This window comes from Neobacillus bataviensis (assembly GCF_019969725.1).
The window spans coordinates 463,369-480,558 of the sequence record NZ_JAHXYW010000002.1 but is presented as its reverse complement, the minus strand read 5'-3'; the positions used below and the strand labels follow the sequence as shown (position 1 = coordinate 480,558).

Annotated in this window: 9 protein-coding genes; all 9 read right to left on the bottom strand. The window is 41.9% G+C overall.

What is annotated here, in order from left to right; genetic code table 11:
• Positions 1–47 precede the first annotated feature (47 nt).
• Positions 48–1,388, bottom strand: coding sequence for a glycoside hydrolase family 68 protein (locus tag LC455_RS07150; RefSeq protein ID WP_223589392.1), 1,341 nt, complete (start codon positions 1,386–1,388; stop codon positions 48–50).
• 26 nt (positions 1,389–1,414) lie between these two features.
• Positions 1,415–2,746 (bottom strand): glycoside hydrolase family 68 protein, encoded by a 1,332-nt coding sequence (locus tag LC455_RS07145; RefSeq protein WP_223589390.1) that lies wholly within the window; start codon positions 2,744–2,746, stop codon positions 1,415–1,417.
• A 335-nt stretch (positions 2,747–3,081) separates the two neighbouring features.
• Complete coding sequence (locus LC455_RS07140; RefSeq protein ID WP_223589388.1) at positions 3,082–5,478, bottom strand: GH32 C-terminal domain-containing protein; 2,397 nt, start codon at positions 5,476–5,478, stop codon at positions 3,082–3,084.
• A gap of 268 nt (positions 5,479–5,746) precedes the next feature.
• Complete coding sequence (locus LC455_RS07135; protein ID WP_223589386.1) at positions 5,747–11,092, bottom strand: GH32 C-terminal domain-containing protein; 5,346 nt, start codon at positions 11,090–11,092, stop codon at positions 5,747–5,749.
• Positions 11,093–11,210: 118 nt separating this feature from the next.
• Positions 11,211–11,819, bottom strand: coding sequence for a YesL family protein (locus LC455_RS07130; RefSeq protein WP_223589385.1), 609 nt, complete (start codon positions 11,817–11,819; stop codon positions 11,211–11,213).
• Positions 11,820–11,851: 32 nt separating this feature from the next.
• Entirely contained in the window at positions 11,852–13,345 is a 1,494-nt protein-coding gene (locus LC455_RS07125; protein ID WP_317851413.1) for a glycoside hydrolase family 32 protein, read from the bottom strand.
• Complete coding sequence (locus LC455_RS07120; RefSeq protein ID WP_223589383.1) at positions 13,346–14,323, bottom strand: PfkB family carbohydrate kinase; 978 nt, start codon at positions 14,321–14,323, stop codon at positions 13,346–13,348.
• Between the two features lie 258 nt (positions 14,324–14,581).
• Entirely contained in the window at positions 14,582–16,174 is a 1,593-nt protein-coding gene (locus tag LC455_RS07115; RefSeq protein WP_223589843.1) for an ABC transporter substrate-binding protein, read from the bottom strand.
• A gap of 91 nt (positions 16,175–16,265) precedes the next feature.
• A complete protein-coding gene (locus LC455_RS07110) occupies positions 16,266–17,180 on the bottom strand; it encodes a carbohydrate ABC transporter permease (RefSeq protein WP_223589382.1) in 915 nt (304 codons plus the stop codon).
• Between the last annotated feature and the right edge of the window lie 10 nt (positions 17,181–17,190).

Sequence of the window (17,190 nt, the reverse complement as noted above, 5' to 3'; positions counted from 1 at the left end):
GTCTCTTAGTGAGCGATTGGAGCGCGGGAACCGGTCAAATGATTTCCTTATTGTTTGATCCAGCCAGGTGATAACTCTTTTGCGATTTTTGTTGTATCGCCTTTGATGGATAGCTGGATTGTCGGCGCCAATGTGCCTCCAAAATGGCTAAATTGGAATTCTGGTGATTGGTTTCCAACATCACCAATGGACATGTTGCCCAAATCGCCAAAATGAGAAAACCCGACCACATTCAAATTAGGAAGGACAAGCCATGAATACGCTTGGTACGGATTTCCAGGAGGATTGGCTAAAACCAGACCACTTTCATTTAGCGGCTGATAACTGCCGATCAAGGTATCGGAAACAAATCCATACATACCTTCAGGTCCCTGCAGCCCTTCAGCATATTTATTGATATGGCTGTCCGTAAATAGATAATATTTTTTGTCCTTTACCACAATATGCGGGCGTTCCAATTCTTCGTTTACATAATTTGCTTCCAGGAGAGGAGGCAGCATTTTAAGATTGGTAGGATCACCATTCACTACTTCTGCGATACCAATGTTCCCATTCGCATGAACAGCTCCTGCCGGTACCGGGTGCTTGCTGGTATATTCGGAGCTTCCTGCATACTCTTGTTTAAATGTGCGATTTCCTACAGCGCCGCCTGAATTCCCTTCAAACAAAATATATTCCTTATTCGTTTTCGGGTCTTTGAACCACATCGGATCACGGAAAGCGTAGCCGCCGCCTTCACCTTGCTGAGCTTGTTCCTTCGTCTCATAATATTTGCCATCCGGCTCTAAAATAATTTTGTGTTTACCCCAATTTTCAAAATGAACTCCATTGCTATCAGCAATTATATCTCCGGTTGCCTCTGCAATGCGCTGCTCAAATGTCAACCGCTCTTCTCCTCTATGCCCGGTTGCTGTATAGAATGCGTGAATTTTTCCATTATCCACCATTGCGGATCCAGCCCATTCACGAGAACCCAATGAAGCTCCTTCTGGAAAAAGTGTCCCGCCAAGTGTCCAATCCTTGCCATTTTTCGAGTAAAAATAGCGGATGGTTGCAATGTCATGCACCTTTCCAGGCAGCACATTACTTGGAGCCGATAGGGCAAAAATCACTTTCCAGCCTTTTACGGAAGCGATATTTCCATCGCGGTCCAACAGTGGCCATGTGTCCCAAATGTGATAACCTGGTGCCAATTTATCCAGCTTGCTTATATCCGTATAAGGCAAGGTATTATCTTGATTCAGTTCGATTTTTGACACCTGTTCCCGTGTCCAATTTGTCGTTTGCCCCGCTTCTTCCGCTTTTACAGTAAGTCCGGAAAAACTTGAGGCAAAAACACTTGCTGCTAACACGATGGCAGATACGGCTTTCCTACTTATAAGGGTCATCTTGCTTTCTCCTTTTCCAGTTATGATTATCGATTTGCCCCGAATGGTTTAATTTCGCCGGCTTTACCTTCTTTTACAACTTCAGAAGTATCTCCATTCAGCTTCAATTTTAGAGTAGGGGCGAATGTACCGCCAAATTTCACATTTCCGTTCTCATCCTTCGGCTCGTTAATGAAGCTGATTACCTGCTGGTCTGGAAGGACCATCCAAGAATAAGCTTGATAAGGGTTTTCCTTTGGATTTGCAATTACAAGTCCGCTTTCGTTCATTGGTTTATGGCTGCCGAACAGTCCTTTGCCAACAAATCCATAGACACCATCAGGACCAGTCAGTCCAGGAGCATACGTAAAGGTATGGCTGATGGTAAATAGATAGTAATCGTCTCCATTTACGACCACGTGCGGGCGTTCCATCTGATGGTTGGTTCCAACCGACTCAAGTAATGGAGGGAGAAGCTTTAATTTGGTTACGTCCTTGTCAAGTACTTCTGCGATCCCGATATTACCGTTATACAATTCGGCTCCTGCAGGAACGGAATGGGTTTTGCGGTATTCCTCATCACCGATATTTTCCGGTTTGATAAAGTCTCGATCGCTTCCCGCTTGTCCTTCGAAGATAATATACTCTTTGCCAGTATTTGGATCCTGGAAGAAGAATGGATCACGGAATGCCGTAATGATCGGACTATTTGCTTGTGCAAGAGTTTCATAATATTTTCCATCTGCTTCTAGAATGACTTGATGTTTTCCTTCGTTTGTCAGATGAACTCCGTTTTTATCCGTATGAATATCAAAGGTTGTTTTCGCAATACGTTGTACGGCTCTTTTATCCCAACCATTGTTATCCCAATTTTCTTTCTCGCCGGTTGCCGTATAGAACAAATGAACTTTACCGTTTTCATCCAACATCGCTGTACCGGCCCATTGCATATGACCAAGGGCTTTATTATAGTCGTAAGGGATTCCTGCGTACGTCCAATCCTTGCCGTTTTTGGAGTAGAACATTCCAATTCTTGCCTCCGTATGACGCTCACCCCATCCTAATGAACGTGGTGCCACCAATGCAAATGCTACTCGGTAACCATTTACAATTGCCATGGATCCATCTCTGTTTTGCAGCGGCCATGTATCCCATACCCATTGATCAGGTGCTACAAGATCAAAATCAAGATCAATTTTCGGCGCTGTTGTTTTATCAGTAGGACTTACTTTTTCTGCTTGCTGACGAGACCAGATCGATGTGTAGTCTGAACTTAATTCCGCTGCAAATGCAGGTGTTACCGCCAGGCAATTGGCAGCAACAACAGCTGTCAAAACCAGCTTTTTCAATTTCGATTTGTTTCGAGCTTTCCTTTCCATTTCCCCTTCATCCTCCATTTTTCGCGGTTATATTGTGTCTGTTTCGAATTTTTTGACTCCTCAAATTAGTTGAAATCCTTTTTAAGAGAACAAAAAAAGACCTAAAATGTACAAGGACATGTCTACCAAAAAAGGTACACTTCGCCCTTCATACACTTTAGGTCTTGCCTGCTTTACCAGTCACAATCCCGCATAATTTTGTTTACAGGGAACATTATATGCTGTTCGACAATTTCCTACAATAGGATAATATACTCTTAATTTCATCAGGATTTACTAGTTACATTTTCATATAAACTGATTTAAAACTCATTTCAACGAATAAAATAGCCGGACTAATCCTCCTCTCCTTCGATGGCCGTATCCATACTCCATACCCTCATGGAGCGGACACACGGCTTTCCATCGACTCCAAATACTTCGAGTCCTTTTGATTGATCTAGTGTTGGAAAGACGCGGGAAGAAATGCTTTTTTCATTATTGAAGTATGCTTCCACAATCGATTTATCAACAAATAGGTCTACCCTTAAGATATTGTCTTCAAGGTTTAGCTCCCCGCCTTGAATTCCCTTTTCAATTTCAGGATTTAAACTTGAGCGCTGACGGTCAATTTGAATGGTTTTCCGTTCATTATCGTAAAAAATAGTCGTTTCCTCCTGCCCATTTGATTCTTTTAATAGTTCTATCCCAGTGGCTTTCGTATTGGAAACATCGAATTCCAACTCGATTTCCAATTGATCGCTTTGGATATTTCGAAGCTGGTTATTTGCTTCCTCAATTGTGGCATTTTCAACCGATGCCAGTTCCTCTCTTCGAAGTGACTGAACCTCTTCAACCGGGCGAATTCCAAGCTCTTGCTTTTCATTCAAATAGATTTCGAGCGGAAGACCGGCTCCGTGTGCCCACCCCGATTGATATTTGTCCCTTTCCGAACGCCTATCCTGTAAAATGCTTGTAACGATGGTTTGGCCTTTCCCATCTATAAAACCTTGTGCACCGGTAAAATGTTCACCATAATCAAACAGTTTAGGCTCCTCGTGGTCAGGAATAAATTCCAGCCTTTCTTGGTCCCATGTCCCAATCCAATAAAACGTATTACGGGCAGCATCAGGGCTGGGGGACATAAAATAAGGACTAATCATGAAAACATATTTTTGTTCACCCGTTTCCTTGTTTTTAATCGGTACTAAAAATGGCAATTCCCATACATCTCCCGTACGCGGGTATTTCACTTTATCCCCAATCATCAAAGGTTTTTCATACTTCCAGTGTTCAAGGTCTTCTGAGGTATAGAGTAAAGCGGTCCCGCCTGCCTCTTTTATTCCCGAACCAACAAGCTGGTACCATTTGTCTCCCTCTTTCCATACATATGGATCGCGAAATTGACCAAATAACACCTTTCCTTTTGGTGTATCAATATTTTCCTCTTGTACTGTTACAGGATTAGGATTCATGTTCCAATAATTTAAGTTAACGTCATTGGCATCTGCCGGCCTTGCCATGCCTGTCATTTGATTCGGCCTCATTTCATCGTTCCCTGCTGTGTAAAATAATACTGGAACCCCATTTTTGTCATAGGTTGCACTCCCGGACCACACGCCATCCCTGGCTGCTGTTCCCTCTGTTGGACTTAACGCAATGGGCCGATCTTCCCAATGAATCATGTCGGTACTTGTGGCATGTCCCCAATGAATCTGATGCCAGAAAGGACCAGCCGGATTAAACTGATAAAATAAATGGTATTTCCCGTTATAATAAATTGGTGCATGCGGTTCATTCATCCAATGCTGGGGAGCAGTAAAATGATAATTCGGGCGGTAGCGGTCTCCTTTATAAACCGTTCGATCGAATGACGTATCCGGTATCGGCCGTTTATGGTTCCAGCTGTTAAAGGATTCTTCGTAGAGATGTTTAATCGTTTTATGACTAAATGCTTTATTGTATAGTGAAACATTGTCCATTAGTCCATTAAACATATTAGCCTGGAACACATCTGACACAGCGGCCGCCTGATTATGTTTTCCAACTAGCAACGGCAGATGGTTTGCTGGTGTAAACTTACTATTAGGAGGGACTGCTTTTTCTTGAACAAGTTCACCGTTTAAATAAAGTGAGATTCTATTTGTTTCTTTATCAAATTGCGCAACGACGTAAGACCATTGATCTTTCGGCATAATTTTCCTTTCTGGGGACCAAATTTCATGCCATTTGCCGTTTAAGGCAAGCTGAAACGTGAGATATCCATGCCGCCCCAATCCGAGCATAAATCCTTGGTTATTTCCTTTATCCTGTTGATTGATGATCACGGAGGGCTGTCCATTGTCTCCCCATTCATAAGCTCTCGGGGCCACCCATGCTTCAATTGAAAAAGATCCAGTTGGGATATGAACCTTTTCCGAGGCAATTTCAAGCCAATTGGAATAGCCGTCAAATAATAATGCTTTACCGTGAATGCCGTTTTTCCATTCCGGTCCTGATTTTACTGCATAATGAATAACAGACGACCTGGATTGAGCATGATCACGAGTGGCGTTTCCCGACCCTTCATCAAATCCCCACTGATGGAAAGCATCATTGCTAAGCACTAGTTCTAATGGTTGGTCCTTCTTTTGATTGAGATTGGTTGTTTCTAATCTGGTTTTCACCTGTTTTTTGATTAAAACTCCTGTAATTGTCAGGAAGCATAATGCCAAAACAAATATCCCCAGCCAAATAGTCTTCTTGTTTTTCATCTTAAAAACTCCTTATCTAGTATTGGTATTTTTGAATTCGCTGATAAAGTGCACTTTTACACTTTTAAGGGTGTAAACTTTATTGAAAACAAATCTGCTTACGAAAAAAGCCAAAAAAAAGACCTAAAATGGGCAAGGATAGGTACACAAAGGTACAATCTGTCCTTAACACATTTAAGGTCTTGCCTGCTAACCAGTCACAATCCTGCATATGTTGAATTTCACATGATTATTCTAGGTTATTTGATCTTATCTATCAAGATTCGATTTACTTATTTATGGCCACAGGTACATTCACATCATCAATATTTATATGTCCCCAACCGCCCGTTTCATAGTCTACAACTTTGATGTATAACTCTTCGCCTATATAATCCGAAGCATCCCAGTAGGCCCTTCGATAGGCTTCCCAGTTGCCGCCCGTTTCCTTCATTAACTCCTTGCCGTCTGAAGCCCGTACCAGTGCAATATAAAGCCTGTCGATATTTGCTCCGCCGCCGATAAGGAAATCGATTTTTCCGTTGCCGCCTAAAACAAAGTTCGCAGATTTTAAGACGCCTGTCAGGGAATCTCCGCCTTTTTCCCCATTAAAGCCCCATAAATGGTATCGATCCGGGTCCATTCGGTCTGAGGCCTGGTTAAATGGACCTCCCCATCCCCAATCGTCCGCCTTAGTAACGTGTTCATTACTAAAAGCATTTCCTTCTACGACAGTCCATCCTGTCAAATCGCCTGTTTGGAAATCATGGTTGGGCAATTCTGTACTTTCAGGCACAGGGGCTCCACCGCCATTAGATTCATGCCAATAGGCTGGAACCGTTTCCCCATACGCAGACCCCATTTCCCATACCTTCATCGATACCACTTTCGCATTGCCGCCATTGCTCCATAATTCTAGGCCCAATGCATCGGAAAGCGTTGGATAAACACGTGATGTGATGCTTTTTTCTCCATTTGCATAGGCTTCAATCATCGACCGATCCAGGTAAATATGAAGCTTGAGATTGTCTTTTCCAATCTTGAGTTCTCCGCCCTGTACACCTTTTTGGATATCCGGATCGAGGCTTGATTTGTTTCGATCAATGTTTAGTGATTGATTTTCAACATCATAGAATAGTAATGTTTCTTCCTTTCCATTTGCTGATTTTCTCAACTTTAGACCGACTTGTTCCGCAGACTTTGGATTAATTTCAAGCTCAATTTCTAACATGTCTCCTTTAACATTCTTTAATAATTCATTGGCTTTATCTGTTTTTTCATTCTTGATCGAAACAAGTTCCTTCTTCCGTAAAGAATTTAATTCAGATATTGGTTTTATCCCTAGTCCGCCTTCCGAGTTTAATGAAAGCTCAAGCGGCAGCCCGGCATTGTGAGCCCAGCCGGCATCGTGATGCTGCTGCTCGGTCCGTCGGTCCTGGGCAATGCTAAAGAGAATGGAACGCCCTTTTCCATCAACCATCCCGCTTGGTCCGGTAAAGTGTTCGCCGTAATCAAATTGTTTTGGTTCTATGTGATCAGGAACAAACTCCAATTTTTCCTTGTCCCATGTTCCAATCCAATACCATACATATTTCACATTGTGAGGACTGTACCCATCAAACCAAGGGTTGAAAAAGAAGACATATTTTTCATTTCCATTTGCATCTTTTCCTAATGGAAGGAAGACTGGCAGCTCCCAAACCTGGCCTGTTTTCGGGTTCTTCTGATAATTGCCCACGATCAGCGGCTTTTTGTATTCCCAATCTTTCAGGTTCTTGGAGGTATAAAGCAGTGCTGTCCCCCCGACGCCTTTAATTCCAGAACCAACAAGCTGGTACCATGTATCTCCATCTTTCCATACATACGGATCGCGGAATTGACCGTACCATACTTCACCTTCCTTTGCTGGCAGGTTTGGCGCTTGAACCGTAACAGGTTTTTCATACATGGTCCATTCCTTTAAATCCGGGTCCCCGAGATCTTTGCTTGTAGCAAGACCCGTCATTTGGTTGGGAACCTTTTTGTCATCCCCGGCTGTAAAAAATAACACCGGATTCCCATCCTTATCAACAGTTGATCCTCCCGACCAGACACCATCCGGGGCAATCGAATTTCCATCAGGTGCAAGTGCGATTGGAACATCCTTCCAATGAACCATGTCCTCACTCACAGAATGCCCCCAATGAATTTGATGCCAATATGGACCCTGAGGATTATTCTGATAGAATAGATGATATTTCCCATTATAGTAGAACGGCGCATGCGGCTCGTTCATCCAATGCTCCGGTGCAATAAAATGATATTGCGGACGGTACCGGTCGCCATCATACCTGCTGCGGTCCGGTGCCAAATCAGGTACTGGAGGTTTATGATTTTCAAAACTATTTAAATAGGAATCATAATTCTCTTTAATTTTTTCTCCTGACAGAGATAGGTTATGCATTTTTAATTCGTCAATCATTCCATTAAACATATTGGCAGTAAAGGCACCATTAACCAAAGCTGCGTTGTTATGTTTTCCGATTAATAAATCATTTGTAGATGGAGTGATAGTCCCTTTTGGTGTGACTGTCTCTCCCACCAATTCGCCATTTAAATAAAGCTTCATTTTTTGCTCTGCCTTATCAAAGGTGGCGACAATATATGACCATTTATTTTTTTCAAGCGGTTTGTTTTCGGCCGCCCAGACTTCCTTCCATTCGCCATTAATACTTGCCTGAAACGACCACTTCCCGTGCCGCCCCATTCCCAGGATATAGCCTTCACTGGCTGCCTTATTGTGTTGATTGACGATTGCGGACAATTGGCCGAGATCGCCCCACTCATACGATCTTGGTGCCACCCATGCTTCGATCGTGAGTGCATCTGTTGGCTTGATAACCTGATCAGCAGGTCTAGTAATCCATGTAGAATATCCATCGAACAGCAATGCTTTGTTTCGAATCCCGTCTCTCCATAAAGGATCAGTTGATGGCTTGTATAAAGCATTTGTAAACACATAGGAAATAGGGTCGTCGATTCCTCTGGCACTGTCTTTTGTTTTGGTTCCGCTGCCTTCATCCAATGGCCAGCTTGCAATGATCCCGGCATTTTTTACATGGAAGTCGTCTACGTTAATATGGCCCCAGCCACCGGTTGCATGGTCGACCACTTTGATGTAGACTTTTTCCCCCAGATAATTGGCTGCATCCCACTTGACCCGGGTATAGGCTTCACTATCCTTCCAATTGGTATTTGTCGCTTTGATGAGTTCTTTATCATCTGAAGCTCTAACTAGGGCAACATATAAATTGTTGATGTCATTACCGCCTCCGATAAGGAAATTAATTTCACCATTTCCAGACAGGGTAAAGGTTGATGATTTTAAAGTTCCGGTTTGTCCGTCTCCTCCGTCTTTGGCTCCCCATAAATGGTATTGGTTATGGTGATTAAACGGTCCACCCCAGCCCCAATCTTGATCAGCGGTAACATCCTGATTACTGAAGGCATCCCCTTCCACAGTCGCCCAGCCTGTTAAATCACCTGTCTCGAAATCCGGATTTTGAATATCATCGGATATCATCGGGTCATGATTCAAAACATGAAAATCATCGACATTGATGTGTCCAAATCCGCCTGAGTGATAGTCGACAACTTTAATATACAAGGCTTCTCCGATATATTCCGGTGCATCCCAACTGACTCTTCGATAGGCTTCCGTATTGGATCCGGTTGCTTTAAAAAGCTCTTTTCCATCTGAGGCCCGAACCAAGGCAACATATAGTTTCGTAATATCCTGGCCACCACCGACAAGAAAATCAATCTTTCCATTCCCGCCAAGTTTGAATGCCGTTGATTTCATGATACCAGTACGGAAATCAGAGTTTGCCTCATTGCTTGCGCCGGAAAACCCCCAAACATGGTAGCTTCCATGCTGTTGAAATGGCCCGCCCCAAAAACTAGTAACATTGGATACCGGACGATCAAAAGCTGAACCCACTTCTGTCCATCCTGATAGATTGCCAGTCTCAAAATCAGGGTTTTCGATCTCATTTGGAAGACTTTCTCGATCAACGGCGATTTGGTCTATGGTAGAAACAAAAGAAGCGTGGGTCAAATCATATACCTTTAATGATTTTAGTGATACTTCCCCTCCGGTAGTATAAAGTTCAAGTGATTGATTATTAGGATCGGGGAAGATTTGATCTGTCATCACTGTTTGGCCATCATTGCCAAATACTTCAACAGATGCCCGGTCCACAATCAGATGGAGTTTAATAGTTTGATTAATGGCTGATAACGGTGCTTCATGTTTTGCGGCAAACTGTCCACTGAAACCTGATTCACCAGCATTGGAACGGTCAACAAACAATTTTTTATTGCTCATATCATAACCAATCTTTGTCTGCCCGCTTTCCCCTTTTCGAACTTTCAAACCAAACTCGGTCGCCGTCGCTGAATTCAAATCAAATTCAGCGATAATCTCAAAGGCATCTCCCGTTACATTCGAAAGCAGATTTTCTCCCGGAGTTATCACTTTATTTTCGATAATTTGTGGTGTACCCCTAAGACTTTCTAACTCCCTCACAGGTTTTTGGATTAGGCGAATCCCTTCCCCATCGACCGTAGCCAAGGCAAGTTCCCGCGGAATGGACATCGTTCCTCTGTATGAGGATGCAGGAATGTCCTGCCCATATTTCCAATTGTTCATCCAACCAAGCCATAATCGGCGGTCCTCAGGAACATTACTCCAGGTAACAGCTGCATAAAAATCGGCACCATAATCGGCCCAGAGAACTTTACCAGGATCATTGGCATTGGTGAACGTCTTTCCGTCAAAATCGCCGACAAAATATTGCATCCCCGAACCTCCGGCAGTAGCACCTTCACTGATACTGACAGCCAATACCCACTTTTTCTTGGTTGAATCCCCATCAACCGGAAGGGCAAATAAATCCGGGCATTCCCATGTTCCCGCATGAGAGCCGTCACTATTGCCAAATTCACTGACTTTTGTCCAGGTTTTTAAATCTGGCGAGTTATAAAAATACACCCGGTCACCGGCTGAAATCGTCATTATCCACTTGTTTGTTTCCTCATGCCAAAATACCTTCGGGTCCCGAAATACATCAACCCCTTCAGGCATCGGGATAATCGGATTGCCTTCATACTTTGTCCAGGTACGGCCCTTATCGTTGCTGTACGCCAAACTTTGAACTTGATGGCCCCCTTTTTCCTGGGTAAAGACAGCAACCATTGGCGGTTTGGAGTCTTTTCCAAATCCAGTCGTATTGTTCCAGTCGATAACGGCACTTCCGGACCAAATAAAACCTGTTTCATCCGGATAAAGACTAATCGGCAACTGTTCCCAATTGACCAGGTCTTTACTTACGGCATGTCCCCAATACATCGGTCCCCACTTTGTGTCTGTGGGATTATGTTGATAAAACAGGTGGTACTCCCCATCGTAATAAACCATGCCGTTTGGATCATTCATCCAGTTTTTTTCCGGAGAAAAGTGAAATTTAGATCGAAAAGGTTCATTTTCTCCTCCAACAGTTTCCGCTTTACTAGAAACAGTTGGCATAAACATCGAAATCATTAAGGAAATAATAACGATAATCGATATTCCCCGATTTTCTAACTTTTGCTTCAACCCTGTTCCCCTCCAACATTTATTTATCTCTAATATCCAAGTAATAGAATGCGCTTACAAACCAGTTCAAAAAAATGGGTGCTCCTAAGTATTTTTTAAAAGCACCCGTATGGTAAACTTAGTTCGTTCCCTTCAAGGTTAGCAACTGGTTAAACCAAATTTGGCATAAATAGTAAACCGCATAGGCTGCATAACTGCCGATGATGAAAATCGTAGCTGGATAAAAATAGAACAGAGCAGTACTCGACCCAACAATAATCAATAAAAGAATGGTTAGTACCGGATTCATGAGGGAAAAGAGAAAGGCATTTCGAATCACGTGCTTCCAGCTTAGTTCGAAATGCACCATAATCGGAAAAAGATAAATGGAGATTGAACTAAACAACAAAATGACAATGACTAGGATGATATACAAAATCAGCTGGCCAACAGAATGGCTTGGATCGATTATCCTATAATCAAAAAATAAGAAAAGTGCCAGTGCCGACCAAATAATAGAGATAACGAAACTCTGTTTGATATTTTCCTTAAATATTTGAAAAAATGATTTAAAAATACCTCCTGTTTCCTTATGTAAAATTCGTCTGCGGACAACACCAAACAAAGCGGCTGTTGCTGGAAAAAAGGTAACAAGGGGGAGCATTGTCAACACCCATAGCAAATTTAGCAGAAATAAATCCACGATCGTATTCAATGCAGAATATAATCGATTGTTTAAAATGTTCATCCTGTCATTCCCCCTGTTACCTATTTACTGCTTTATCTCCATACAGTTTTTAATGTGTAAAGCTCTAACGAATTCAACTTAACTTCTCCATTTTTTGCATAAAGTTCGATTTGCTTACTATCTTGATTTGGAAAGATTAAGTCTGTAATGACCGTGACTCCATCGTTCCCGAACAATTCTATAGACGACTGATCCACTAAAACATGTAAGGTTACTTTATTATTCGCTGGCAGCAGATGGCTCTCATGTTTTCCGGCGAAGTCCTCATGGAAAGCAGCCTCTCCCGAATTTGTTCGGTCTACAAATAGTGTTTGCTTTACTAAGTCATATCCAACAATCGTTTCTTCATGGGCTCCCTTACAAACCTTGAATCCAAATTCCGCTGCTGAACCAACTTCAAACTCGGCAATGATTTCGAATGTGTTACTTTTTACATTGGCTAAAAGATTTTTCCCCGGTGCAACTATTTCGTTTTCTATTACTATCTTTTCATGACGAAGACTTTGTAATTCATCAATCGGGTTTTGTACGAGACGAATCCCTTCTTCGGTTTTCTTTAATCCAAGTACTCTCGGAATTGTCATTGCACTCCGCCATTCTTTTGTAGGCGTAATATTGGCATAGCGCCAGTTACTCATCCAGCCAATATAGATCCTTCTCCCGTCCTCGGCTGGAACATCCGACCAGCTCACTCCCGCATAATTATCGCGGCCGTGGTCAATCCAAAGGGTCAATTCTGGGTCTTGATGATTAAAAAATGTTTTCCCATCAAAATCGCCAATAAAATATTGTGTTCTTGATCCTTCTATATAGTTTGGATCATTACCGATGCTGACAAATAGCACCCATTTTTTCTGATTGGAATCACCATCAACCGGTAATTCAAACAGGTCGGGACACTCCCAAACTCCTATGTGTGAGCCGTGTCCTTCTCCAAACTCACTGGCAAACTCCCAAGCTATTAAATTTTTGGAAGTATAGACTCTAATCGTTTGGCCAGCGGCTAAAACCATGACCCATTGATTGGTTTCACGATGCCAGAACACTTTTGGATCACGAAAATCTGTAATGCTTTCTTCTTGAAGAACAGGGTTCCCCTGATATTTTTCCCATGTACGCCCATTATCTTTGCTATAGGCAAGGCTTTGCCTTTGTCGCGGACGATCCGAATCAGGGTATGTATCCGCATGGGTGAAAATTGCCACCAACCCTGATCCCCCTTCAAAGAAACCGCTAGTATCATTCCAATCCACGACTGCACTTCCCGAAAAAATGGCACCATGCTTATCGGGAGCCAAACCGATCGGGAAATGCTCCCAGTGAACAAGATCTTTACTTACCGCATGTCCCCAATGCATCGGGCCCCATGTGGTTCCATTGGGATGGTATTGATAAAACAAATGATATTCTCCGTTATAATACACCATCCCATTCGGGTCATTCATCCAGTTTCTTTCTGGAGTGAAGTGAAACTGCGGACGGTATTTTTCTGTGTAATACTGTTGTTTTTCTAAGACGTTACTCATTCACATTCTTCCTTTCACAGGAATTCTTTTTAAAAATTCTTCAACCTGATCCTTTGTTGGGATACTTGGAATTCCACCTTTTCCTTCTGTTGTCAGTGCACCTGTTGCATTACCGAAAGTGACTATTTTTTCAAAATCTGCTGCGGTTAAACAATCTAGAGATTTATTCATTTCAAGGATTTGATATAGCACTCCACCAACAAATGCATCCCCTGCTCCCGTTGTATCGACAACGTTTACTTGATACCCTTCTTTACTGCCATAAGCAGTTTGGCTTCGGTAAAAACAGCCTTCTGGTCCTAGGGTCACAAAAATAATAGCTGTACCAAATTGTTTCTGTAAAACTTCCGTTCCTTTTAACACATCACGATAACCTGTTAAAAATTCCAACTCTTCCTCTGAAATTTTCACGATGTCCGCATATTCAAATCCCTTTAAAATCTGCCGCTTTGCTTCATCAAGTGACCGCCATAAAGGAATTCGCAAATTAGGATCATAGGAAATTGTGACCTTATGTTTTTTGGCATATTCCAATGCGGTAAAAGTGGCTGTGGCCGCAGGCTCATTTGTTAAGGACAAGGAACCGAAATGAAAGATACGGGACTGTTTGATTGAATCTTCATGGATTTCAGCTTTCTCCAGCATGATATCGGCTCCTGGATTTCGGTAAAAACTAAAGGAACGATCTCCTTTTTCATCTAAATGAACAAAAGCCAGTGTGGTATTGACAGTTTCCGAGAATAAAAGATTGCTAGTATTAATCTTTTGTTCTTCTAAAACACCCTTGAGCATATGACCAAATTGATCACGCCCCACTTTTCCTATAAACGCCGTTTTCATATTTAATCTGGAGAGTGCCACAAGGACATTGGCTGGTGCTCCGCCAGGGTTTGTTTCAAATAATACATGACCCTTTTGCGAATGGCCGGAAGGGGTAAAATCTATTAATACTTCTCCTAAAGCTGTGACATCAAACATGTACATCATCCTACTTCTTATTTTTAGGCTGTTTTCGTAAAAATGGTTGTTTTTAACTACGTTTAAACTCATAAGTAATTAATTTCAGTGTAAAATTACACTCTTTTGATGATTTATTTAAAATATCGGCGTTTTTCGTAAGTTTATCGGCGAATTTTCAATTTTATCGGCGAATCAAAAAAACAACAATCTTTTAGTAAAGAGCCTTTTTTAAAAGAAAAGCCAGACGACAAAGAATGTCTGGCTTTATATTTGGGATCATTGTTTGTTATAACGATCTAATCCTTTTTGATAAACTTTCATTAGTTTATCTAGCCCCATATCATTCAATTGCTTCACATATGCATCCCATTCTTTATCAATTCCGCCTTCAACCAGCCACTCTGCTTCTTTTTGTTTCACGAATTCTTTGATTTCCGGCTCAATGGTGTTAATCACGTCGAGTTCTTTAGGACTAAAGAAGATGGATGGGTAACTTTCTTTCACCATATATGGTCTGTAATACTGATCAAGAATTTGCAATCTTTCCTTAGCCCTTGGCTCCATGTCTACCACTTTGCCAAAGTCCTCTTTTAAGACAACAAATGGACCGCCTGGGGCAACCTTTTGACGCAATTCACCCATTGCCACGCCTGCAGGAAGCTCCTTATTGACTAACATGCCATTGGCATCTTCCTTATAAATTTCACCAATAGGGCCCCAGTTAATTTGTGCCGACATTTTTGGCTCATATAATTGGTCAACCCAGCGCATCGTTATCTCAGGATCTTTGTTTGCTGAGGTAATCACAAAGGCATCTCTTCCATACTCAGAATAGTTGGAACGCCCAATCACAATCTTGCCATCTTTCCCTTTTAATGGAGGTAATACGACGTAATCTTTCACCCGATCCGCCCCAACTACTTCTGTATTCTCCCACCAAATGAAAGAACCTAGTGTTGGATCCTGTGTTTTCCCTTTTGCAAACAGCTGCTCCGTTTTTTGTGTGACAACCTCAGGGTCAATTAACCCTTCTTTCACCCAGCTGTTATAATACTTGATTGCTTCCTTAAACTCCGGCTGAACCGCTGCATAAAGAACTTTACCGTCCCGTACAATCCGGTGATCTGCTTCAAATGGAGCATCCGGCATACCGAATAAACCAATTAAATCTCCTTCATTCCCGCACCAGCCGTTATACCAGAAAGTCAGTCCGATTTCGTCTTTCTTGCCGTTTCCGTTCGCATCTTTTTCCACAAATGCTTTTAACACATCATGGTATTCTTCTAACGTAGTCGGCATTTTCAGGCCCAGTTTATCTAACCATGTTTTATTAATAAACATTATATTTGGCATGCCGATAAGATCCATTTCCTCTGCACGAGGCAGGGAATAAATATGTCCATCCGGAGCTGTTACAACCTTTTTCAACTCTGGTCTCTCTTCAAAAAGTTTCTTTAAATTAGGGGCATATTTATCGATCAAATCCTCTAAAGGGATAATCGTGCCGTTCTGGCCATATTGGACAAGGTCATGATCTGAAAAGCCTGACGAGTAGAACGCATCTGGCAGATCGCCGCTTGCCAGCATTAAGTTTTTCTTTTCTTGGTATCCATCACCAGGGATATTGTTCCATTTAATTTTCACGTTTGTTGCTTTTTGAAGCCGGTCAAAAATTACCATTTTTGAATAGTCAGGTGCGAGAGCCGCTTTTGGCGAAACAATGTTTAATGTAACTTGTTTGTCCACTATAGGCAGCCCCGTTTTATGAAAGGCGGTGTCTGCTTTTTTCTCGGAACTTGCAGAATCGCTGTCTGAACAGCCAGTTAAAGCTAATGACGCACTTAATCCTAAAACCAAGACATACGCCATGCTTTTTTTCTTGTTTTTCTGAACATTCTTCTTGATTGATTTCAACATTTCTTATTCCCCCTATTAGATAAATGAATGGATTGCCTTTCTATTAACCTTTAATTCCGCCAATCATAACCCCTTTTACAAAGTACTTCTGAACAAATGGGTAAACGATTAAAAGCGGGATGGAAGCAACAATAATCACACCGTATTTAATTAACTCAGACACTCTTTGTTTCGCGGCCAATGAGTCCAGATCACTAATCATCATCGAGGATGCCTGATTTTGAATTAAAATATTTCGTAAAATTAATTGCAGCGGATATAAGTTTTCATTATTTAAATAGATCAAAGCATCAAAATAGGAGTTCCAATGTCCAACGGCATAGAATAACACCATGACAGCGACAATTGGTTTTGAAAGCGGCAGTACAATTTTCCAGAAAAATTTTGCATCGGAACATCCATCTATTTTGGCAGCTTCCAATAACTCACCCGGAATAGAGGACTCAAAAAACGTTTTTGCCACGATCACGTTCCAGACGGCTACAGCTTTTGGCAAAATGAGTGCCCACATCGTGTTAAGTAAACCCAGATTCTTAACAACCAGGTATGTAGGGATTAAACCGCCTGAGAAAAACATCGTCATGAGGAATAAGAACATGATGACATTTCTTCCATACAAATCTTTTCGAGACAGGGCATAGGCAGCCATTAAGGTAAAAGATACATTGACAATCGTTCCAACTACCGTATAGATGATAGAGTTCTTATAGCCCAGCCAGATCTTGCTGTCCCTGAAGATTCTTTCATATCCCTCAAGTGTCAGTTCTTTTGGCAGCAGCCATACCTTTCCTTCGTAAATCATGTTTGGATCACTGAAGGAGGCAATCACGATAAAGTACAATGGATAGACCACCAACAGCAAGATGATGGCGACCAGAAAAAAGTTAATGATATCGAAAACTTTATCTTCCTTTGATCTTCTTGTAATCTTCTTATTCTTTAAGGCTATTAAACTCATTTTTACCGCA